General features: G+C 74.3%; 16 protein-coding genes, 1 rRNA gene and 1 pseudogene. 17 read left to right on the forward strand and 1 reads right to left on the reverse strand.

What is annotated here, in order from left to right; all coding sequences use genetic code 11:
• From rrf to ACTMTJ_RS34250, 3 genes and pseudogenes are all read left to right on the forward strand, one after another.
• Positions 1-72: ribosomal RNA gene (rrf, locus tag ACTMTJ_RS34240) — 5S ribosomal RNA — on the forward strand; the annotation flags it as partial.
• 2,101 nt (positions 73-2,173) lie between these two features.
• Positions 2,174-2,986 (forward strand): annotated as a pseudogene (locus ACTMTJ_RS34245) (tetratricopeptide repeat protein); the annotation flags it as partial.
• Positions 2,987-3,360: 374 nt separating this feature from the next.
• On the forward strand, positions 3,361-4,368 hold the full coding sequence (locus tag ACTMTJ_RS34250; protein WP_441222827.1) for an HAD-IIA family hydrolase: 1,008 nt from the start codon (positions 3,361-3,363) through the stop codon (positions 4,366-4,368).
• A 30-nt stretch (positions 4,369-4,398) separates the two neighbouring features.
• Here ACTMTJ_RS34250 and ACTMTJ_RS34255 read toward each other — a convergent pair whose 3' ends face one another.
• Entirely contained in the window at positions 4,399-4,737 is a 339-nt protein-coding gene (locus tag ACTMTJ_RS34255) for an alkyl sulfatase C-terminal domain-containing protein (protein WP_441222828.1), read from the reverse strand.
• A 114-nt stretch (positions 4,738-4,851) separates the two neighbouring features.
• Here ACTMTJ_RS34255 and ACTMTJ_RS34260 point away from each other — a divergent pair, with 114 nt between their 5' ends.
• The 14 genes from ACTMTJ_RS34260 (at position 4,852) to ACTMTJ_RS34325 (ending at position 21,756) form a co-directional block, all read left to right on the forward strand.
• Entirely contained in the window at positions 4,852-5,517 is a 666-nt protein-coding gene (locus tag ACTMTJ_RS34260) for a phasin family protein (protein WP_441222829.1), read from the forward strand.
• The gene (locus tag ACTMTJ_RS34265; RefSeq protein WP_441222830.1) at positions 5,517-5,792 is read left to right on the forward strand and encodes a hypothetical protein; all 276 of its coding nucleotides are present in this window, start codon (positions 5,517-5,519) and stop codon (positions 5,790-5,792) included. The genes ACTMTJ_RS34260 and ACTMTJ_RS34265 overlap by 1 nt, the downstream gene beginning before the upstream one ends.
• Positions 5,792-6,577, forward strand: a complete 786-nt coding sequence (locus tag ACTMTJ_RS34270) for a TlyA family RNA methyltransferase (protein WP_441222831.1) — start codon at positions 5,792-5,794, stop codon at positions 6,575-6,577. The genes ACTMTJ_RS34265 and ACTMTJ_RS34270 overlap by 1 nt, the downstream gene beginning before the upstream one ends.
• Positions 6,574-7,458 carry an NAD kinase gene (locus tag ACTMTJ_RS34275; RefSeq protein WP_441222832.1) on the forward strand — a complete coding sequence of 295 codons (885 nt, stop codon included), beginning with the start codon at positions 6,574-6,576 and terminating at the stop codon, positions 7,456-7,458. The genes ACTMTJ_RS34270 and ACTMTJ_RS34275 overlap by 4 nt, the downstream gene beginning before the upstream one ends.
• Before the next feature lie 18 nt (positions 7,459-7,476).
• On the forward strand, positions 7,477-8,595 hold the full coding sequence (locus ACTMTJ_RS34280; RefSeq protein ID WP_441222833.1) for a low temperature requirement protein A: 1,119 nt from the start codon (positions 7,477-7,479) through the stop codon (positions 8,593-8,595).
• 307 nt (positions 8,596-8,902) lie between these two features.
• On the forward strand, positions 8,903-10,612 hold the full coding sequence (recN, locus tag ACTMTJ_RS34285; RefSeq protein ID WP_441222834.1) for a DNA repair protein RecN: 1,710 nt from the start codon (positions 8,903-8,905) through the stop codon (positions 10,610-10,612).
• 576 nt (positions 10,613-11,188) lie between these two features.
• On the forward strand, positions 11,189-12,367 hold the full coding sequence (steA, locus tag ACTMTJ_RS34290) for a putative cytokinetic ring protein SteA (protein ID WP_441222835.1): 1,179 nt from the start codon (positions 11,189-11,191) through the stop codon (positions 12,365-12,367).
• A gap of 15 nt (positions 12,368-12,382) precedes the next feature.
• On the forward strand, positions 12,383-13,324 hold the full coding sequence (locus ACTMTJ_RS34295) for a copper transporter (protein WP_441222836.1): 942 nt from the start codon (positions 12,383-12,385) through the stop codon (positions 13,322-13,324).
• Positions 13,321-14,154 (forward strand): hypothetical protein, encoded by an 834-nt coding sequence (locus ACTMTJ_RS34300; protein ID WP_441222837.1) that lies wholly within the window; start codon positions 13,321-13,323, stop codon positions 14,152-14,154. The genes ACTMTJ_RS34295 and ACTMTJ_RS34300 overlap by 4 nt, the downstream gene beginning before the upstream one ends.
• Positions 14,155-14,347: 193 nt before the next feature.
• A complete protein-coding gene (gene murJ, locus ACTMTJ_RS34305) occupies positions 14,348-15,916 on the forward strand; it encodes a murein biosynthesis integral membrane protein MurJ (protein WP_441222986.1) in 1,569 nt (522 codons plus the stop codon).
• Positions 15,913-17,019, forward strand: coding sequence for a glycosyltransferase family 4 protein (locus ACTMTJ_RS34310; protein WP_441222838.1), 1,107 nt, complete (start codon positions 15,913-15,915; stop codon positions 17,017-17,019). Before murJ ends, ACTMTJ_RS34310 begins: the two co-directional genes overlap by 4 nt.
• On the forward strand, positions 17,016-19,388 hold the full coding sequence (locus ACTMTJ_RS34315) for a hypothetical protein (protein WP_441222839.1): 2,373 nt from the start codon (positions 17,016-17,018) through the stop codon (positions 19,386-19,388). The genes ACTMTJ_RS34310 and ACTMTJ_RS34315 overlap by 4 nt, the downstream gene beginning before the upstream one ends.
• Before the next feature lie 50 nt (positions 19,389-19,438).
• Positions 19,439-21,205 (forward strand): CTP synthase, encoded by a 1,767-nt coding sequence (locus tag ACTMTJ_RS34320; protein ID WP_441222840.1) that lies wholly within the window; start codon positions 19,439-19,441, stop codon positions 21,203-21,205.
• Entirely contained in the window at positions 21,202-21,756 is a 555-nt protein-coding gene (locus ACTMTJ_RS34325) for an NUDIX domain-containing protein (protein WP_441222841.1), read from the forward strand. Before ACTMTJ_RS34320 ends, ACTMTJ_RS34325 begins: the two co-directional genes overlap by 4 nt.
• The last annotated feature ends 304 nt before the right edge of the window (positions 21,757-22,060 follow it).

Consider the following 22,060-nt stretch of genomic DNA (forward strand, 5'->3'; position numbering starts at 1 on the left):
CCGGAAGCTAAGCCTTCCAGCGCCGATGGTACTGCACCCGGGAGGGTGTGGGAGAGTAGGACACCGCCGGACTTCTTTCAGTGAAGGCCACCCCGCCGGGGTGGCCTTCACTGCGTATTGGGAGGATGTATCCGTGAGCCAGGGACCGCGAGGCGACGCACCGCGCGACGGCGACCGCGACGACGAGGGTCGAGGTCGGCGCGGCAGCGAGCGCGGCGACCGCGGCTCCGGCGATCGAGATGGCGGCCGCGACCGAGGATCTGGGCGCGACGCTGGCGGCGGAGGTCGCTTCGGTGACCGGCCGGCGCGCGGTTCGCGCGATGGCGGCTACCGGGGCGGTCCGCGCGACGGATACCGCGACTCGGGTGACCGTGGCCGTGGCTACGGCGATCGCGAAGGCGGCTACCGCCGTGACGGCGACGATCGTGGTGGGCGTCGTGAGGGCGGCTTCCGGGGCAGCTCGCGCGGTGGATACGGCGAGGGCTCGCGGGGCAGCTTCCGCGGCGGTCCGCACGGCCCACGCGAGGGCGGCTCCTCCGGCGGCGGGCGGGGCCCGCGTGAAGGTGGCTTCTCCAGCGGCGGGCGCGGCCCGCGCGAGGGCGGCCGCGACGGCGAGTTCCGTGGCGGGCGCGACAGCGGATCCGGTGGTGGCCCGCGCGAGGGCGGATACCGGCGCGACGGCGACGATCGTGGTGGGCGTCGCGAGGGCGGCTTCGGCGGGCGGGGCCCGCGCGAGGGCGGCTTCGGTGGCGGTCCGCGCGATGGCGGCGGCTTCCGGGGCGGCGGAGCCGGTGGTGGCGGCCGTGACGGTGGCTTCCGCGGACGAGACGGTGACTCCCGCGGCCAGCGCGACCGCGACTCCCGCGAGGGTGGCCGCGACGGCGGATACCGCGGCGGCTACGGCGACCGCGAAGCGCGCCCCGGCGGCTTCCGGCGCGACCAGCAGGGTTCGCGCGAAGGTGGCTACCGGAGTGTGAGCGGCGGCTACCGCCGCGATGGCGATGACCGGGGCGGTTCCCGCGACCAAGGCCAGCGCGGCGGCTTCGCCGGCCGGCGCGACGACCGCGGCCCGCGCTTCTCGGGTGACCGCGGTGACCGCGGCCCGCGCGGCGGCGGCTTCGCCGGTGGCCGTGACGACCGAGGCCCACGAGGCTTCCAGGGCGACCGCGGCCCCCGCGACAGCGGCTTCGGCGGCGATCGCGGCCCGCGCGACGGCGGCTTCGCGGGTGACCGCGGTCCACGTGACGGCGGCGATCGCGGCCCGCGTGAGGGCGGCGACCGTGGCCCGCGTGGCGGCGGCTTCGCGGGCGATCGTGGTCCACGTGACGGCGGCGATCGCGGCCCGCGTGAGGGCGGCGACCGTGGCCCGCGTGGCGGCGGTTTCCGCGGCGACCGTGGCCCGCGCGACGGGGGCTTCCGCGGCGACCGTGGCCCGCGCGACGGGGGCTTCCGCGGCGACCGGGGTCCGCGCGACGGCGGTTTCGGCGGTGACCGGAGCGCTTCGCGCGACCGCGGGTTCAGCGGGGATCGCGGCGATCGCGGCCCACGCGGCGGCGGTTTCGGCGGCGACCGGGGTCCGCGCGACGGCGGGTTTGGCGATCGGGGTCCGCGGGGTGACCGGGACGACCGCGGCGACCGAGGCCCACGTGGCGGCCAGGGCGATCGCGGTCCGCGTGGTGGCGGCTTCGCCGGCGGCCGGGACGACCGGGGTCCGCGCGGCTTCCAGGGTGACCGGCGCGACCGCGATGGCGATCGGGGTCCGCGCGAGGGTGGATACCGGCGTGACGGCGGCGACCGCGGTGGGCGTCGCGAGGGCGGCTACGAGCAGCGGGGTTACCGCAGCGGCTACGGCGACCGCGACGGCGGGCGCGGTCCGCGTGGTGAGGGGCGGCCGCCGCGGCGCACGTTCGAAGACCGCAGCCCGGGGCGTCGCGACGGCGGTGACCGCTGGTCCGACCGCGACCGTGACGGGCGCGGTGGCTACCGGGATGACCGGGAGCGGGTGGGCGACGCCGAGGCTGGCGAGTCGCGTTCCGACCGCCGGGACGACGGTGACGCGCTGGATCGCGGCGGACGGCCGGTGGCGCCCGCCATCCCCGAGGACATCGAGGCGACCGACCTCGACGGTGAGGTGCGCGCGGAGCTGCTGTCGCTGGCGCGGCCGGTGGCCGAGATGGTCGCCCGTCACCTCGTCGCGGCCGGCCAGCTGATCGACGAAGACCCCGAGGAGGCGATGGCGCACGCGCTCGCGGCACGGCGGCTCGCGTCCCGGATCGCGGTGGTGCGGGAGGCGGTTGGCCTCGCCGCGTATGCCGCGGGGGAGTGGCAGACCGCGATCGCGGAGCTGCGCACCTACCACCGGATGAGCGGCAAGCAGACCCACCTCGCGGTGTTGGCCGACTGCGAGCGGGCGCTGGGGCGGCCGGAGCGGGCGGTGGACATCTACCGGGCCGCCGACAAGGCCGGGCTCGGGCCCGCCGAGGCGATCGAGCTGCTTATCGTTGCGGCCGGCGCGCGCGGTGACATGGGGCAGAAAGACGCGGCCGTGGCGATGCTCCAGGTGCGCGAGCTGGCCGGCGCGGCGGACGAGCCGTGGGCCGGGCGCCTGCGCTACGCCTACGCCGACGCCCTGCTCTCGGTCGGGCGGCGCGAGGAGGCGCGGGAGTGGTTCGCGCGGGCGGCGGACGCCGACCCCGAGGCGACCACCGACGCGGCCGAGCGGCTGCTGGAGCTCGACGGCGTGGTCCTGAGCGGCGACGAGAAGACCGACCTCGAAGAGGACGACTTCGCGGCGGGGGACAGCGCCGCTGGCGGTGCGGAGGCCGAGGCACGCGGCGACTCCGACGCCGACGGCCACGACGACGAGGACGGCCACGACGACGAGGACGCCGACTACGACGACCCGGACGCCGACTACGACGACCAAGACGACGATGGCTTCGACGATGACGAGGACGGCTTCGAGGACGAGGAGGACGCCCGCGGCACCGCCACCGAGCGCGGCGATCTCGTCGACGAGGCAGACGAAGACGACGAGGCCAGCGAAGGCACCGAACCCGGCGAGGTCGAGGCCAGCGAAGACGAGGCCAGCGAAGGCACCGAACGCAGCGAGGCCGAAGCCGGCGACGTCGAAGCAAGTGAAAACGACGAGGTCGGCTACGACGACGACCCGGACGCCGACTTCGACGACGAGGACGGCGGCGACGACGGCGAGGTCACCGCGGGCGGTCCGGCCAGTGAAGACGAACCAACCGGCGAGGCCGGCGAACGCGAGCCAACCGGCGAGCACGAACGCGGCGCAAGCCGCGCGGTGGGCGAGCGTGACGCGGCCGACAGGGATGGCGAGACCGGGTCGCGGGCGTGAGTGAGCGGCTGGTCGACGCGTACGACCTGGTGATCTTCGACCTCGACGGCGTGATCTACCTGATCGACCGGCCCATCGCCGGCGCTGTCGAGGCGGTCGGCGAGCTGCATCGGGCCGGCGTGCGGCTGGCGTACGCGACGAACAACGCCTCGCGCCGCTCGGCCGAGGTCGCCGACCTGCTGGCCGGCCTCGGTGTACCAGCTGATGCCGGTGAGGTGGTCACGTCGGCGGGCGCGTCGGCGGCTGTGCTGGCGCAGCGGCTGCCGCTGGGGTCGAAGGTCCTGGTCGTGGGGGCGGAGGCGCTCCGCGCCGAGGTGCGCGACGCGGGCATGGAGCCGGTGTCGCGGGCCGAGGACCGGCCGGTGGCGGTGGTGCAGGGGTATGGGCCGCAGGTGGGCTGGGCCGACTTGGCCGAGGCCGCCGTCGCGATCCGGGGCGGCGCGCAGTGGGTCGCGACGAACACCGACCGTACGCTCCCGAGCCCGCGCGGGCCGCTGCCAGGAAACGGGTCGCTGGTGGCGGCGTTGCGCACGGCGCTCGGGCGGGAACCCGATCTCGTGGTGGGCAAGCCGGAGCCGGGGCTTTTCGCGACCGCGGCGCGGCGGGTGGGTGCCGTGCGGCCGCTGGTCGTCGGTGACCGGCTCGACACCGACATCGAGGGCGCGGTGCGGGCCGGCATGGACAGCCTGCTGGTGTTGACCGGCGTGAGCGGGCCGGCCGACCTTGTGGCGGCGCCGCCGGAGCGGCGACCGACGTTCGTGGCGCCTGACCTGGCCGGCCTCTTCGACGCGGCGGGGGCGGCCACGGTGCCGCCGGGCGAGGTCGACGGCTGGCGACTCGAAACCGAACAGCGCGAAGGCGACGCGCACCTGGCCGGCCAGGGCAGCGCCATCGACGCGTTGCGGCTGCTGTGCGGGCTGGCCTGGTCGGGGGGAGACGTCACCAAGGTCACCCCGGACACGCCCGCCGCGCGGGACGCGCTCCACGCGCTCGGGCTGGCGTGAAACCCAGAGCAGCGTGGGCTGGTGTGAAACCTAGAGGAGCTTGCGGAGCTTCAGCAGGTCGAACGGGCTCGCGCTGATCGAGACGCGGCGGGCGCCGAGTGCGCGGGCGAAGTCGAGGTCGCCGCGCACGAGCGCGACCAGGTCGTCACTCGTGGTGGTGAGTGCGATCTTGGCGCTCTTGTCGTCGCCGTCTTGGATGTCGACGAGCTGGCCGCCGACAAGGCGCGCGTGGAAGGCCACGCCGAGGTCGGTGATGCGGCAGGCCAGCGTGCGGTCGAGGTTGAGCCGCTTGCGGGCGTCAGCCGCGTTGGCCGCCAAGCGCTTGGCGAGATCGTCCAGCGCCTCGCGGCACTCCTGCACGGTGGCCACGCTAACCTCCGATCGACACCACACAAGGTCCTCCGCACGGTACCGCAGGAGGTGGCGTGACCGCCCGGTAGCGTATGGGGTTGGACTATCGGGCGCAGGCGGAAGGATTGTGTAATGCAGGATGCGTGGCGGGCATACCTCGAGCTTGCCCTGGGGCTCACCGAGGCGTCCCGAAAGAAGGCGCAGAAGGTCGCCAAGAAGCTTGTCGGCAAGGGTGGGGTGACCGCGGCGCAGCTCCAGGCACTGGCCGAAGACCTGGTCTCCACCAGCCTGGCCAACCGTGAGGCGCTGTCCAAGCTGGTCCGCTTCGAGGTGGACCGCACGCTCGGCCGGGTGGGCCTCGCCACCGCGGAAGAGGTCGCCGACCTGACGGCGCGCGTGCGCGACCTGGAGGAGGAGCTGCGGCAGGCCCGCGCCACCGCCGAGCCGGCGGGCGCGCCGGCCACCGACGGCGCCACTGTCGCGGCCGCCACCGTGCCGGTCGCGAAGAAGGCCATCGCCAAGAAGGCGGTCGCGAAAAAGACGGTGGCCAAGAAGGCGGCGGACGCCCCGCCCGCGACGGCGACCGCTCCGGTCAAGAAGGCCGTGGCGAAGAAGGCCGTGGCAAACAAAGCTGCGGCGAAGAAGGCGGTGGCCAAGAAGGCCACGTCCGTCGAACCGGCCGCCGACGCGGTGCCACCGACCACGCCGCCGGCGAAGGCGGCGCCCGCGAAGAAGGCGGCCGCACCGCGCAAGACCGCCGCGAAGAAGACGGCGCCGCCCGCGGGTGAGGCCTCCTGATGCAGCCGACCCCCGGACCGTTCCGCCCGCCGGTGCCGTCACCACCGCCGTCCGTGAAGCCCTCGGCGCCAACGCCACCGGCCACTGTGGAGATACCGGCCCCGGCGACGGGTGAGGACACTGTGGAGGGTGGCGGCTCGGGGCACCCCGCCGTCGACGCGGTCGTCCAGGCTTTGGCAAACGCGGCCGACCTGCCGCCTCGCGACCAGATCGCCGAGTACGAGGCCGCGCACGCCACGCTCCAGGAGACGCTCGCCACCATCGACCAGGCCTGATGGCACGCCGCGCCCGCCTCGACGCGGAGCTGGTCCGCCGGGGGCTGGCCCGTTCGCGTGAGCAGGCCGCCGAGCTCGTGGAGGCCGGGCGGGTGCAGGTGCGTGGCGTGCCGGCCCGCAAGGCGGCCGCGATGGTCGACCCCGCCGACGCGGTGCGGGTCGTTGGCGACACCGTCGAGTACGTGTCGCGCGGCGGCCACAAGCTCGCCGGCGCGCTCGCGGCGTTCGAGGGCCTGGCCGTCAAGGGGCGGCGGTGCCTCGACGCGGGCGCGTCCACCGGCGGCTTCACCGACGTGCTGCTGCGCACCGGGGCCGCCGAGGTCGTCGCCGTCGACGTCGGCTACGGCCAGCTCGCCTGGTCGCTGCGCAACGATCCGCGGGTACGCGTGTTCGAGCGCACCAACGTCCGCACCCTCACCCCGGACGCTATCGGCGGGCAGGTGGGGCTGACCGTGGCCGACCTGTCGTTCATCTCGCTGCGCTTGGTGTTGCCCGCCCTGGCCGCCTGCACCGAGGCGGAGGGGGACCTCGCGCTGATGGTCAAGCCGCAGTTCGAGGTGGGCAAGGAGCGGGTCGGTGCCGGCGGCGTGGTCCGCGAGCCGGCGCTGCGTGGTGCGGCCGTGCTCGACGTGGCGGCGGCCGCGCGCGCCGAGGGGCTCGGTGTGGCCGGCGTGGCGGCGAGCCCGCTGCCCGGTCCGAGTGGCAACGTGGAGTTCTTCCTGTGGCTGCGCCGCGACGCGCCCGAGGTTGACGGAGAACGCGTGCGGGAAGTGGTGGGGGCATGAACCGGGCGGCGTTGCTCGTCACGCACACGGGGCGGCAGGACAGCACCGAGCACGCCCGCACCGTGGCGGCCGACCTTATCGCGGCCGGCTTCGAGGTGCGGGTGGTGGCCGAGGAGGCCGCCGATCTCGACCTGCCCGAAGTCAAGCCGGTCAGCGGGTTGGCGGCCGCCGACGGCGTGGAGATCGTGTTCGCGCTCGGCGGCGACGGCACGTTCCTGCGCGCGGCCGAGCTGGCCCGCCCGGTGGCCGCCCCGTTGCTGGGCATCAACCTCGGCAAGGTCGGCTTCCTCGCCGAGGCGGAGATCCGCGACCTCGACCAGGCGGTGCGCGACGTGGTCGCCCGTTCGTACACAGTGGACGAACGGCTCACCCTCGACGTTATGGCCGAAGTGGACGGTGAGCGGATCGCCGAGTCCTGGGCGCTCAACGAGGTGAGTGTCGAAAAAGGACAGCGGGCGCACATGCTCGAGCTGCTCGTCGACGTGGACGGGCGGCCGCTGTCCCGCTACGGGTGCGACGGCGTCATCTGCGCGACCCCGAGCGGCTCGACGGCGTACGCGTTCTCGGCGGGCGGGCCGGTCGTGTGGCCCGAGGTGGAGGCGCTGCTGCTGGTGCCGATCAGCGCGCACGCGCTCTTCAGCCGCCCGCTGGTGACCGCGCCCACGTCCACGTTCGTGATCACGGTCGACCCGTACACCTCGTTCGCGGCGCTCTGCTGCGACGGGCGGCGCGTCTTCGACCTGCCGCCGGGCGCGCGGGTGACGGTGCGGCGGGGCGAGCTGCCCGTCCGGATCGTCCGCTTGCGGCAGGAACCGTTCACCGATCGGCTGGTGGCCAAGTTCGAGCTGCCGGTGGAAGGGTGGCGCGGCAACCGCCGTTGAGGTTCTACGCTGGGCGGCGTGTCCGATACCCGGCGGGAGTCCGCGGCCGAGAGCGCCGTGCGCGTCAGCACGCTGGAGCTCTTCTTCGACCTCGTCTTCGTCTTCACGCTGACCCAGCTCACCCGGCTGCTCGCCGACGAGCTCGACTGGCCGGGCGCGGCGCGGGTCGCGCTGATGCTCGGCATCATCCTGTGGATGTACGGCGGGTTTGCCTGGCTGACCAACGCCGTCATCCCCAACAACCGCCTGCGCCGCTCGCTCATGCTCGTCGGGATGGGCGGCTTCCTCACCATCTCGCTGGCGATCCCGGACGCGTTCGGCGACTCGGGGTGGGCGTTCGGCGTGGGCTACTTCGTCGTCAACGCCGTCCACAGTGGACTCTTCGTGCTCGCCGGCGGTCCGGGCGCGGCGCGTGCCATGCTCCGCCTCGCGCCGGTCAACCTCACCAGCGCCACCCTCGTGCTGGTCGGCGGGTTCACGCCCGGCGGGTGGCGGTGGGCGCTGTGGGCGCTAGCCTTCGCGGTGGACGTCGTCGCGCCCTACATCCGGCCGATCGGCGGCTTCACCATCTCGCCGTCCCACTTCGTGGAGCGGCACGGGCTGGTGGTCATCATCGCGCTCGGCGAGTCCGTCGTCGCCATCGGTGTCGGCGCGGCGGGGCTCGACGTCGACCTGCCGCTGGTGATCGTCGCCGCGCTCGCCCTCACCCTGTCGTATCTGATGTGGTGGGTCTACTTCGGCGACGGCGACGAGGCCGCCGAGCACGCGCTGGCCGCCGTGCCGGAGAGCCGCCGCGCGATGGTGGCGATGCGCGCCTACGGCTACGCGCACTACGTGCTCCTGCTCGGCGTCGTGGTCGCCGCGGCCGGCACCAAGAAGGTCGTCGGGCACGCCGGCGAGGAGCTCAAGCTCGCCGAGGCGGTCGCGCTCGCCGGCGGCCTCGCGCTGTACCTGGCGGGTGACGCCGCCTTCCGCCGGGTGCTCGGCCTCGGCAACGTGCCTTATCGCGCGGCCGGCGTCGTGCTCGCGCTCGCGACCATCCCGCTGGGCCTGATCGTCGCGGGTGGACAGCTGGTCGCGTTGATCGCCGTCCTGCTGCTCGTGCTGGCCGTCGAAGCCCGTCGCACCAGGATGTGACAGATATTTTCCCGGGCCGTTTCAGCGGCCGACCGCCGCTCCCGCCGGAGACCGCGGAGGCCGGCGGCGAGCTGGCGCTCGCCGAGATCCCCGGCCTCCGCTGCCACCTCCGCGCGCCAAGCCCCAAGAAGGCAGCCCTCTTGGGCGTGAATTCCCGGAAGGAGTCCCGGCTACCCGTCCAGGCGGTGACAGGGCTGCCCTCTTGGGGGCGGAGCCGTCCCGCCGGAGGCGGCTTGGGAATTTGAAGGCCTTGATCGGAGCACGGCGGGTGGCCAAGGGTCGGACCGCGCTACTACTGTCTGGTGGCGTGCTGGAAGAGCTGCGCATCACCGGCCTCGGCGTCATCGAGGACACCACCCTCCCGCTCACCGGCGGGATGAATGTGATCACTGGCGAGACCGGCGCGGGAAAGACGATGGTGGTCACCGGGCTCGGTCTGCTCTTCGGTGGTCGCGCCGACGCGGGGCGGGTGCGCGCCGACCCCGGGCGGGCGGTCGTCGAGGGCCGGCTGCGGCTCGCCAAGCAGGCCGCCGCCGCGGTCAACGCGCGCATCGCCGACGCCGGCGCCGAGCCCGACGAAGACGGCACGGTGCTGCTCAGCCGCACGGTCACCGTGGAGGGGCGTTCGCGCGCGCACGTGGGCGGCCGCAGCATGCCGGTGTCGGTGCTGGGTGACGTGGGCGAGCAGGTGGTGGCCGTGCACGGCCAGTCCGACCAGCTGCGCCTGCTCCGGCCGGCGGAGCAGCGGGCGTCGCTCGACCGGTTCGCGGGGGCGGAGCACGAAAAGCTGCTGGAGACGTTCCGCGAGGCTTACACCCAGTGGCGCGCGGTCGAAGACGACCTCGCCGACCGCCGGCGCAACGCGCGCGAGCGCAACCAGGAGGCCGACCTGCTGCGGCTCGGCCTCGACGAGATCACCCGGGTCGACCCGCAGCCCGGCGAAGACGACGAGCTCAAGGCCGAGGCACAGCGGCTGGAGCACGCCGAGGGGCTGCGCACGGCGGCCGCGCTGGCGTACGGGTCGATCGCGGCCGGCGTCGAGGGCGGCGACGAGACACCCGACGCGACGAGCCTGATCGGCACCGCGCGGCGCACGCTGGAGGCCCAGGCCGGGCTCGACGCCAAGCTCGGCGACCTGGCGGTGCGGCTGGAGGAGGCGGCGACGCTGATCGGCGACGTCTCCGCCGAGCTGTCGGCCTACCTCGACGCGCTGGACGCCGACCCGGCCCGCCTCGAGGCCCTGTACGAGCGTCGGGCCGCGCTGCGGGGGCTGACCCGCAAGTACGCCGACGATGTGGACGGTGTGATCGCCTGGGCTTCCCGGGCCCGCGAGCGGCTGTCCGAGCTGGACACCTCCGACGAGCTGCTGGAGGAGCTCGACCGCGAGCGCCAGCGCCTGTCCGCCGAGGCGGCGGAGCTGGCCGGCCGGCTGACCGCGGCCCGGCAGGAGGCGGCCGGGCGCTTCGCCGAGCAGGTCACCGTCGAGCTGGGCGGCCTGGCGATGCCACACGCCCGCATCGAGGTCGCCGTCGTGCCCCGCGAGATCGGCCCCGACGGCGCCGACGAGGTGGAGCTGCGCCTGCTGGCCCACCCGGGCGCCCCCTCGCTGCCCCTCCAGCGCGGCGCCTCGGGTGGTGAGCTGTCCCGCGTGATGCTCGCGATCGAGGTGGTCTTCGCCGGCGCGGGCGGCCCACCCACGCTGGTCTTCGACGAGGTCGACGCCGGTGTGGGCGGCCAGGCCGCCGTCGAGATCGGCCGCCGCCTGGCCCGGCTGGCCCGCAGCCACCAGGTGCTCGTGGTCACCCACCTGCCCCAGGTCGCGGCGTTCGCCGACCGCCACCTCGTGGTCGCCAAGGACACCGGGGGAGCGGTGACGACGAGCGGCGTGCGGGTGGTGGAAGACACCGACCGCGCCCGCGAACTGGCCCGCATGCTCGCCGGTCTCCCCGACTCCGACCTGGGCATCGCCCACGCGGAAGAGCTGCTCGCGGTGGCCGCTCGCGAAAAGCGCGGCTAGCGCCGTCGGGTTCGCCGGAGCAACGAAGCCCCGTCGTGGGTCACTGCCACCGACCAGGGTCTTCGTCGGTGCGGGCTAGGCCCGGGTGCGCGGGACCGGGACGCTGTCGACCTGCTCGCACGGATGCGTCCACCGTTGATCGTTAGCCCAGAAACCGTAGTTCCCACGGCGTGTCATCGGGTTTCCGGGCTAACGATCATCACGCGTCCCGGACCATGAGCCGGATATCGCGCCACATGAGATACGCGGCGACTTTGGCGCGCAGGCGGCCGCAGGCCCGGCGCCGCATCCGGAGTCCCAGGCCCCGCCGGAGGCAGCGGGGGTCACCGCGGCCAGAAAGCGACGCGGTGCGGGTTCGGTCTTGTCGCTCGGACCTGGCAGCGGAGGGCGGGGTTTCGACGAGCGCCAGCGAGGAGCCGCCCTCCGCGGTCTCCGGCGGGAGCAGCGGTCCGGCGCTGACGCGGACCCGGGAAATGTGTTTATCGACAGTGAGCCCGGTCACATAGAAATCGCCTTCCCCCTGGTCATGCGCGTCGTGTCCGGAAAAACATGCCGGGACATGCCACGATGGTCACGATGCGTCTACCAGCCTTGCGCCGGACCCGGAGCGTCGAACCGGGAAATGTAACCGGCACCGCGCGCCTCGACCGCCGGACCAAGCGTCTGGCGGGGCGGCTGCGTCCGGGCGACATCGCCGTGATCGACCACGTCGACCTCGACCGGGTCGCCGCGGACTCGCTCGTCGCGGTCGGGGTGTCGGCGGTGCTCAACGCGAAGCCGTCCGTCTCCGGGCGCTACCCGAATCTTGGGCCCGAGGTGCTCGTCAAGGCGGGCATCCCGCTGGTCGACGACCTCGGCGAGGGCATTTTCCAGCAGGTGCGCGAGGGCGACACCGTCCGTATCGACGACAACACGGTCTACGTCGACGGTGAGCCGGTCGCACATGGGGTGCGGCAAGATCTCGAGAGTGTCGCGAAGTCTATGGCCGACGCCCGCGAGGGGCTGTCGGTGCAGCTGGAGGCGTTCGCGGCCAACACGATGGAGTACCTCAAGCAGGAGCGTGACCTGCTGCTCGACGGTGTCGGCGTGCCGGAGATCGAGACACACATCTCCGGGCGGCACTGCCTCATCGTCGTGCGCGGCTACGACTACAAGGCCGACCTCGACGTGCTCCGGCCGTACATCCGGGAGTTCAAGCCGGTGCTCATCGGTGTCGACGGCGGTGCCGACGCGCTGGTGGAGGCGGGCTACACGCCTGACCTGATCATCGGCGACATGGACTCGGTCACCGACGACGTGCTGCGCTGCGGCGCCGAGGTGATCGTGCACGCGTACCCCGACGGGCGCGCGCCGGGCATGGCCCGGGTGGAGCAGCTCGGCCTGTCGGCGATCACCTTCCCGGCGGCGGCGACCAGCGAAGACCTGGCGATGCTGCTCGCCGACGAAAAGGGTGCCTCGCTGCTCGTCGCGGTGGGCACGCACGCGACGCTCGTCGAGTTTCTCGACAAGGGCCGCGGCGGGATGGCCTCGACGTTCCTCACCCGGCTCAAGGTGGGCGGCAAGCTCGTCGACGCCAAGGGGGTGAGCCGGCTCTACCGGCAGAGCATCTCCGGATCGTCCCTGCTCCTGCTCGTGCTGTCGGCGGTGGCCGCGATGGCGTCGGCGGTCGCGGTCTCCACGGTTGGCAAGGCTTACCTCGCTGTCGTTTCGGAGTGGTGGGACAATTTGGTGTTCCAGCTCGGACAGCTCTTCTGAGGGACGGCAGTACGCGTGATCAATTTCCGCTACCACGTTGTGTCCTTGACCGCGGTCTTCCTGGCCCTGGCCATCGGACTGGTGGTGGGCACCGCGGCACTCAACGGTCCGGTGGCCGACTCGCTCAGCGACAACGTCAACGCGCTGCGCAAGGACAACCGGCAGCTGCGCGAGACGGTGAGCAGCCTTCAGGAGGAGGCCAACCGCGAGGAGGAGTTCGCCACGGAGGCCGCGCCGATCATGCTGGCCGGCAAGCTCACCGGGCGGCGGATCGCGGTGGTGACCACGCCGAGCGGTGACGACCTCGTCGACGGCGTCACGGAGATGTTGACCATCGCCGGCGCGACGATCACCGGGCGGATCGACATCGAAGACAAGTTCGTCAACCCGGACAACAGCCCCGAGCTGCTCGACCTCGCCGACCGCGCCTCGCAGCCGACGATCCCGCTGACCGGCCTGCCGGCCAACAGCGTGGGCGTCGAGACCGCCAGCGCGCTGCTCGGCACCGCGCTGCTCGACCGGCCGGCGCCGGCGCCGCAGGTGGCACCGGCCGACCTCAAGGCACTGCTGACCGCGTACTCCTCGGCGGGCTACATCAGCGTGAAGGACGACACCGTCACCGGGCCGGCCGAGGCCGTGGTCGTGGTGGCGGGGCAGCCGCACACCGACAAGGACTCGGCGCCCAAGGACGAAAACGTGGTGACGATCGTGTCCCAGCTCGACCGGGCGGGGCCGGTCATCGTCGCGGGCAGCTGGGGCGGCAACGGCAACGTGATCGGCGCGGTGCGGGGCGACCCCACGCTCGCCAAGAGCATCTCCACTGTGGACAACGGCAACACCGCGCAGGGCCGGGTGGTGACCGCGCTCGCCGTGGCCGAGCAGCTGGTCGACGGCAAGGCCGGCCACTACGGCCTCAACGCGGGCGCCAGCTCCCTGCTGCCGAAGCCCAAGGAGTGAGGCGCCTTCTGGCGGTCGCCGCCGGGGTCGCTGGGGCCCGGGCGGTGCTTCGCGCGCTGGGCACCCAGGAATCCTTGCACCGCACCAACTTCCGCGGCCGCACCGTCTCGCTCGCCGGGGGACCGGCGCTGGCGGCGGGTGCCGCCGTGTCGGCCGCGGTCGCGGCACCCGGCCCGGCCGCCGCGGCGGCCGCGCTCGCCGCCGGCATGGGCTCCGGAGCCGTTGGCTTCTATGACGACGTCGTGGGCAACCGGCCGGAGCAGAAGGCGGCCAAAGGTTTCGCGGGGCACCTCGCCGCGCTCCGCGAGGGGCGCGTGACCAGCGGGCTCGTCAAGATCGTCGGGGTGGGCGCGGCCGGGCTGGCCGCCTCCGCGCTGCTCGCCGCCGACCCCGGCCGCCCGCGCCCGGTCACCCGCGCGGGCCGGGCCGCCGACCTGCTGTTGGGTGCCGGCGTCATCGCGGGTGCAGCGAACCTGCTCAACCTCTTCGACCTGCGCCCCGGCCGCGCGCTCAAGGTGAGCGGGCTGGTCGGCGCGCCGCTGTCGCTGGGGCGCGCGGGCGGGCTGGCCGCCGGGCCGCTGGGCGTGGCCGCCAGCGTGCTCCCCGACGACCTCGACGAGCGCGTGATGCTCGGCGACAGCGGGGCCAACGCGCTGGGCGCGCTGCTCGGCGTGGCGCTCGCGGCGCGCACCGGGCCGGCCGGGCGGGCCGCCGCGCTCGCCGCCATCGCCGCGCTGACCGCGGCCAGCGAGAAGGTCAGCTTCACCAAGGTCATCGAGGCCCACCCGGTGCTGCGCCAGCTCGACGCGCTCGGGCGCCGCAGCTCCTGACGTGCCTCCCGCCGCGGGGGCCGGCGACCGCCGGCCCGAGGAGCGAAGCGACGAGGGTGGCGGGCGCCGGTATCCCGCGGCGTCAGGGAGCGGAGCGAGCGCGGTGGGCGGGGTCGCGGGGGCCGGCGACCGCCCGCCGGAGGAGCGAAGCGACGAGGGTGGCGGGCGGCGGCTTCCGCCCGGAACGGCGCGGATCGCGGGAGCGGCGGCGCTGATCGCGGTGCTCACCGTGGCCAGCCGGCTGGCCGGGTTCGCCCGCACCGGCGTCTTCACGTGGGTGGTGGGCGACACCGGGCTCGGCGGCATCTACGTGGTCGCGAACACCGTTCCCAACATCATCTTCGAGATCGTGGCCGGCGGTGCGCTGGCCAGCCTCGTGGTACCCCTGCTGGCCGGGAGCGTGGCGGCGGGTGACCGGGCGACGGTCTCGGCCACGACGTCGGCGCTGCTGACCTGGACCTTGACGTTGCTGCTGCCGCTGGCCGCGCTCGTCGCGGTCGCGGCCGGACCGATCATGACGGTGCTCGGCGCGACCGGCACGGACGCGGACGCGGGCGCGCGGATGCTGCGGGTCTTCGCGCCCCAACTGCCGCTCTACGGGATCGGGATCGTGCTGACCGGGGTGTTACAGGCGCACCGCCGCTTCGCCTGGCCGGTACTGGCGCCGCTGCTGTCCAGCGTGACCGTGATCGGCGCGTACCTGCTCTTCGGCGCCGTCGAGGGCCGCCGCGCCGACCTGCCCGAGGTGGGGCGCGGCGGCGAGCTGATCCTCTCGGTCGGCACCACGCTCGGCGTCGTCGTGCTCTCGCTGTGCCTGGTCATCCCGGTGCGGCGGCTGGGGCTGAGGCTGCGCGCGGGGTACCGCTTCGGCGCCGAGGCGCGGCGAACGGTCGGCGGGCTGGCGCTGGCCGGTGCGGCGACGGTCGGCGCGCAGCAGGTGGCGCTGCTGGTCACGCTCTGGCTGGCGCTGGCCGGGCCGACGGGTACCCCGGTCGTGTACAACCTGGCCCAGACGATCTACCTGCTGCCGTGGGCGGTGCTGGCGGTGCCGCTCGCCACCGCCGCGTACCCGACGCTGGTGGCCGCCCACGCGGAAGGCGCGCAGGGCCGCTACCGGGACACGCTCGCGCCCACCGCCCGCGGCGTGCTGCTGCTCTGCTGCGCCGGTGCGGCCGCGCTGGTCGCGGTGGCCGGGCCGGTGGCGCGCTTCTTCGACGTGCCGGGTGCCGCGGACGGGATCGCCGGGTTCGCGCCGGGCCTGCTCGGCTACGGGATGTTCGCGGTGCTGACCCGCGCCCTGTACGCCCGGGGCGAGCCGCGCCCCGCCGCGCTGGCCACGGTCGCCGGCTGGGCCTGCGCGGCGCTCGCCGCGCTGGCGCTCTCGGCCGGACTCGCCGATGATCAGCGGGTGCTCGCGCTCACCCTCGGTAACTCGATCGGGATGGCGGTGCTCGGCGCTCTGCTGGTGGTGGCGGTGCTGCGCGGCGCCGGGCGGCACGCGCTCGCCGGCCTCGACCGGGCGGCCGCCGCGGGCCTGGTCGCCGGCGGCCTCGCCGCGCTCGCCGGATGGCTGGTCACGCGCGCGACCGGCACCCCGGGCGCCAGCGGCGCGGTGCTTCAGGGCATGCTGTCCGGAGCCGTCGTGGGCATGGTGTTCCTCGGTGTCGCCTACCCGCTGGACCGCCGCGACATGCGCCCCATGCTCACGACGATCACGCGACGGCTCGGACGGGTCGCACGGGGGAAGGGAGTTGATCCTTGAGTTTCGACGGGGCGGTAGCCCTCGTCCTCGCGTCCAGCACCGGCGGGGTGGGCCAGCACGTCGCGTCCCTGGCCCGCGGCCTGGTGGCCGGCGGCGCCGCCGTCACCGTGTGCGGTCCGGCGGCGACCGACGAGCGCTTCCGCTTCTCCGAAGGCGGTGCCCGTTTCGAGGCCGTCGAGATCCCGCCCAACCCGCGGGTTACCGACGCCCGCGCGGTGGGCGACCTGCGCCGGGCGATCGGCGCGGTCGACGTGGTGCACGCGCACGGGCTGCGCGCCGGCTTCGTGGCCGCGCTCGTCCGTCCCCGCCCGCCACTGGTCGTGACCTGGCACAACGCGGTGATCGCCAAGGGCCTGCGGGGCACCGCCTCGCGCCTGGCCGCGCGTGCCGTCGCCCGCGCCGCGCGGATCACGCTCGGCGCCTCGGAAGACCTCGTCGACACGGCGCGGCAGCTCGGCGCCCGGGACGCCCGGCTGAGCCCGGTCGCCGCGCCGGTGCTGCCCGCGCCACACCGCAGCCGCGCGGCGGTGCGGGCCGAGTTCGCCGTGACGGGTGACCGGCCGCTGATCCTGTCGGTGGGGCGGCTGCACCCGCAGAAGCGGTACGACGTGCTCGTCGACGCCGCCGCCCGCTGGCGCGAGCTGACCCCGGTGCCGGTGGTGGTGATCGCGGGCAGCGGGCCGGCGTACATGCCGCTGGCCGCGCGGATCTCCGAGATGCGGGCGCCGGTCACCCTGCTCGGCCACCGCAACGACGTCTCCGACCTGCTGGCCGGCGCCGACCTGGCGGTCGTGACCAGCGACTGGGAGGCGCGGCAGCTGTTCGCGCAGGAGGCGCTGCGGGCCGGTGTACCGCTGGTCACCACCGCGGTCGGCGGCGTGCCCGGCCTGGTCGGCGACGCCGCGCGGCTCGTGCCGCCGGATGACGTCGACGCGGTCGACGCGGCCGTGCGCGAGCTGCTGGCCGACCCGGAGCTGCGCGCCGAGTACGCCCGCCGCGGGCCGGCCCAGGCCGACACCTGGCCCGACGAGACGGACACGGTCGAGGCCGTCCAGGCGGTGTACGCCGAGGTCGTAGCGGCGGAGACGGCGCATCCGTCATGAGGCGGTGGGTGGCCGTCATCCCCCTGGTGCTGGCGTTCGCCGGCGGCACCGCCGCCCAGGCCGCTCCGGCGACCCCCGCCCCGACCGTCGACTACGTGATCGTCGCGGGCGTGCCCGGGCTGCGCTGGGAGGACGTGAGCGCGCAGACCACGCCCACGCTCTGGGCGATGGCCGAGCGCGGCTCGATCGGCTCGCTGTCGGTGCAGTCCGCGCACCAGCCGACCTGCCCGCTCGACGGGTGGGTCACGTTCGGCGCCGGTAACCGCGCGCTGTGGAGCGCCGGGCCGGCCGCCCCGCCCAGCCCCGGCGTCGCCTGCCCCGAGGTGACGGTCGACGTGGAGCGGCCGGACGGGATCGGTGCGTTCCTGCCCGACCAGCGCAACGTCGTGCGGCACAACCAGGAGCGGCTGCCGTACGGTGCCGTGCCCGGCGCGCTCGCCGGGGCGGTGCGCTGCACGGTCGCGGTCGGCACCGGGGCGGCGGTCGCGGCGGCCCGCCCGTTCGGGCGCGTCGACAGGTACGAGCCGGAGCTGCCGCAGGACGCCCGCGACCTGCTCGACGAGTGCGTGCTGACGATGGTCGACCTCGGCACCGTCGCCGGCGCCGAGCCGGCCGCCCGCCAGGCCGAGGCGCGCGCCGCGGACGCCCAGCTGGCCCGCGTACTCGCCGCCCGGCCGGCGGACTCGCTGGTGATCGTGGCCGGGCTCTCCGACACCGACGACTCCCGCCGCCTGCACGTCGTCGTGGCCGACGGGCCCGGCTGGGAACGCGGCTGGCTGACCTCGGCGAGCACTGGCCGCGACGGGTACCTCCAGCTCGTCGACCTCGCGCCGACCGCGCTGAGCGCCACTGGGCGGGCGCTGCCGGAAAACGTCTTCTCCGGCCAGCCGGCCCGCAGCGTCCCCGGCCGCCCGGAAAAGCTCGACGTCGCGGTCACCCAGCCGGCCGACGCCGACCGCGAGGCGGGCGCGCAGCGGCGGATCGCCACCTGGTTCTTCGGCGTACTCGCCGGGGTGCAGTTCGCGCTGGCGGTGGCCGTCGTGCCGCTGCTGCGCCGGGCCCGGATGCCGGCCTCGCCGGTCGAGTCGACGTCACCGCGCTTCGGGTTTCACGGGTTGGTGCGGCGGGCCGTCCGGCCACGGCGGCTGGCCGCGCCGCGGGCGTTGGTCAACGTGATCGAGGTGCTGCTCGTCGCGTCCGCGCTGGCCATCCCGGCCGCGCTGGTCGCCGACGCGGTGCCGTGGTGGCGGGCCGGCCACCCCGGCCTGCTCTTCGGCGCGGTCACGCTCGCGCTGCTCGCCGCCGGCACCGCGGCCGTGCGGCTCACGCCCGCGTACCGGGAGACGCTCGGCCCGCTCGCCATGGTGGCCTCGATCGCCGCCGTCGTCGTCGCGGCCGATCTCCTCACCGGCGCGCGGCTACAGCTCAACGGCGTGGCCGGGTACTCGGCGCTGACCGGCGGCCGGTACGCCGGACTCGGGCGGGTGGGGCTCGGCGTGTTCGTGGCCGGGACGCTGCTCGTGGCCGGGTGCCTGGCCCAGCGGGTCCGCCGCGCGTGGCGCCCGTACGTGGTCGGCATCGTCGGCGGGGCGGGCGTGCTGCTGGCGGGCAGCCCGTACCTCGGCGCGGACGCGGTCGGCGCGATCGCGCTCACCGCCGGCGTGGGCATCGCGGCCGTGATCAGCACCGGCGGATGGCTGACGTTCGGCCGGCTGGCCTGGGCGACGCTCGCCGGCCTGGTGGTGACCGCCGGCTTCGCGCTGATCGACCTGAGCCGGCCGGACGCCGAGCGAGACCGGTTGGGCCGCTTCCTGGCCGCGCTCGGCGACGGCACCGGCGGCCGGGCGGTGCAGCGGGCCGCCGCGTCGAGCGTGGGCGCCCTGGACAGCCCGCTGACCGTCCTCGCGCTGGTCGGTGCGGTACTCGTGTGGTTCGCGCTGCTGCGACCCTGGGGCGGACTCAAGCGACTTTTCGGCATATATCCGGCGATCCGCGCGGCGATGGCCGGGATCGCGACCGCGGCCGTGATCGGCGGCGTGCTCGGCGGCTCCGGGCTGGACGTCGCCGGCGCGGTCGCGGCGCTCACGGTACCCATGGCAGCGCTGGCGTCCCTGCGGGTGCTGGACCACGCCTCGGACCGCACCCACCCACCGGTGGCTCCGATGTCCGCGGAGATCGTCCGGCCGGCGGCGCCGCACTCCGCGGGCCTGGGGCCCGCAACCGGTGAGCGTCAGGCCGACGCCGACGTAGAGGGCGGCGAAGGCGGGCCCACGACGGACAGTGATCAGCGACACGAGCAGGGCGGCGGCGTGCGGTTGGCGGCGAAGGTGTTACCGTGGAATCCCGTGGATGGCGCGATCAACACTTGATCAACGCGCTGGTCCGCACGACCGGACGGACTACCCCACGGGAGCTGGCGTTGGCCCCTTCAGCACGGACGACCAGGCACATTTTCGTCACCGGGGGGGTCGCCTCCTCGCTTGGCAAGGGCCTCACCGCGTCCAGCCTCGGAAACCTGCTCACCGCGCGCGGGCTGCGCGTCGTGATGCAAAAGCTCGACCCGTATCTGAACGTCGACCCCGGCACGATGAACCCGTTCCAGCACGGGGAGGTCTTCGTTACCGACGACGGCGCGGAGACCGACCTCGACGTCGGACACTACGAGCGCTTCCTCGACCGTGACCTCTCCGGCAAGGCGAACGTCACCACCGGCCAGATCTACTCGGCGGTGATCGCCAAGGAGCGGCGCGGCGAGTACCTCGGCGACACGGTCCAGGTCATCCCGCACATCACCAACGAGATCAAGGCCCGCATCCGGGCCATGGCCTCCCCCGACGAGGACGGCCGCACACCCGACGTGGTGATCACCGAGGTGGGCGGCACGGTCGGTGACATCGAGTCGCTGCCGTTCCTGGAGGCGATCCGCCAGGTGCGCCACGAGATCGGCCGCGACAACTGCTTCTACCTGCACGTGTCGCTGGTGCCCTACCTCGCGCCCTCCGGCGAGCTCAAGACCAAGCCGACCCAGCACTCGGTCGCCCAGCTGCGCAACATCGGTATCCAGCCGGACGCGATCGTGTGCCGCTCCGACCGCGAGATCCCGGACAAGCTCAAGCACAAGCTCTCGCTGTACTGCGACGTCGACCGCGAGGCGGTGATCGCCGCGCCGGACGCGCCGAGCATCTACGACATCCCCAAGGTGCTGCACCGCGAGGGCCTCGACGCGTACGTGGTGCGCCGGCTCAACCTCTCCTTCCGCGACGTCGACTGGACCAGCTGGGACGACCTGCTCCAGCGCGTGCACCACCCGCACCACACGATCACCGTGGCGATCGTCGGCAAGTACGTCGACCTGCCCGACGCCTACCTCTCGGTGAGCGAGGCGATCCGCGCCGCCGGGTTCGGCCACCGCGCGCGGGTGCTGCTGCGCTGGGTGCCGAGCGACGAGTGCGTCAGCGCCTCCGGCGCCGCCGCGGCCCTGGCCGGCGTCGACGGCATCGTGATCCCCGGTGGCTTCGGCGTCCGCGGCATCGAGGGCAAGATCGGAGCCAGCCGGTACGCGCGGGAGAACGGCATCCCGATCCTCGGCCTGTGCCTCGGCCTCCAGTGCATGACCATCGAGGTGGCGCGCCACCTGGGCAAGCTCGACGGGGCCAACTCGCTGGAGTTCGACGAGAAGGCCAAGCACCCGGTCATCGCCACCATGGCCGACCAGGAGGACATCGTCGCCGGCAAGGGCGACCTGGGCGGCACGATGCGGCTGGGCGCCTACCCGGCGCAGCTGGCCGACGGCTCGCTCGTGGGCGAGGCGTACGGCACCGACGAGGTGAGCGAGCGCCACCGCCACCGGTACGAGGTCAACAACGCGTACCGCGAGGCGCTCACCAAGGCCGGGCTGCGCATCTCCGGCACGTCGCCGGACGGGCGGCTGGTCGAGTTCGTCGAGCTCGACCCGGCACTCCACCCGTTCTTCGTGGCCACCCAGGCGCACCCCGAGCTCAAGAGCCGCCCGACCCGGCCGCACCCGCTGTTCGCCGCGTTCGTGAAGGCCGCGGTGACGTACTCGCAGGCCGACCAGCTGCCGGTCGAGATCGCCGACCCCACGCCGGCGCCGCCGGCCCGCACCCGCAACTCGCGTTCGTCGGCGGCCCAGGCCAAGCCGGCTACCACGGCCGCCACCTCGTGACCGCGTCACACACATACGAGGTACGGGCACAGCACGAGCGCTTCCGCGGACCGGTCTTCCGGGTGGTCACCGACGAGGTGGTGATGCCCGGGGGCCGGGTCGTCGACCGCGACTACCTGGAACACGTGGGTGCCGTCGGCGTCGTCGCCGTCGACGACCTCGGGCAGGTGGTGCTGATCCGCCAGTACCGGCACGCGCTGCGCAGCCACCTGTGGGAGGTCCCGGCCGGCCTGATCGACATCCCCGGTGAGGCGCTGGCCGACGTGGCCGCGCGCGAGCTGGCCGAGGAGACCGACCTGGTGGCCGGCCGGCTGGAGCACCTGCTCGAGCTGCACACCACGCCCGGCTGCTCCAACGAGCGGATCCGCCTTTACCTGGCCCGCGACCTGAGCCCCATCACCTCGGGGTACGAGCGGCATGACGAAGAGGCGGAGCTGGAGGTGCGGAGGTTTCCGCTGGCCGAGGCGGTAAGGATGGCCCTGGCCGGCGAGATCACCAACGGCCCGACGGTCGCCGGCATCCTCGCCGCCGCCCACGTCCTGTCCCACTAGTGCGGTGGCCACCAACCTTCATCGGGTGAGCGGCGGCCTTCGGCCGCCGCTCACCCGGGCCGGCGAAGCTGGCCACTCACCCCCGAGTTGATCAGGGTGCTGACCTGGACACTTGGCGGCACGGGGGACTGGACCGGCGACGGGCCCCGGCAGTGCGGGGATTTTCCGGCCCGCGCAGGGTGAGCCGGCCTCGCCGGTCCCATCTGTGACGCAGCGTCAGCAGGCTCAGCGGAGAGGTCGAGATCTAGGACAGTTAGGGCTGAAATAGCGCCCTAACTCTCCAAGATCTCGAATCCTGCGCCGC

Source organism: Phytohabitans sp. LJ34 (assembly GCF_052068095.1).
Classification (GTDB): Bacteria; Actinomycetota; Actinomycetes; order Mycobacteriales; family Micromonosporaceae; genus Phytohabitans.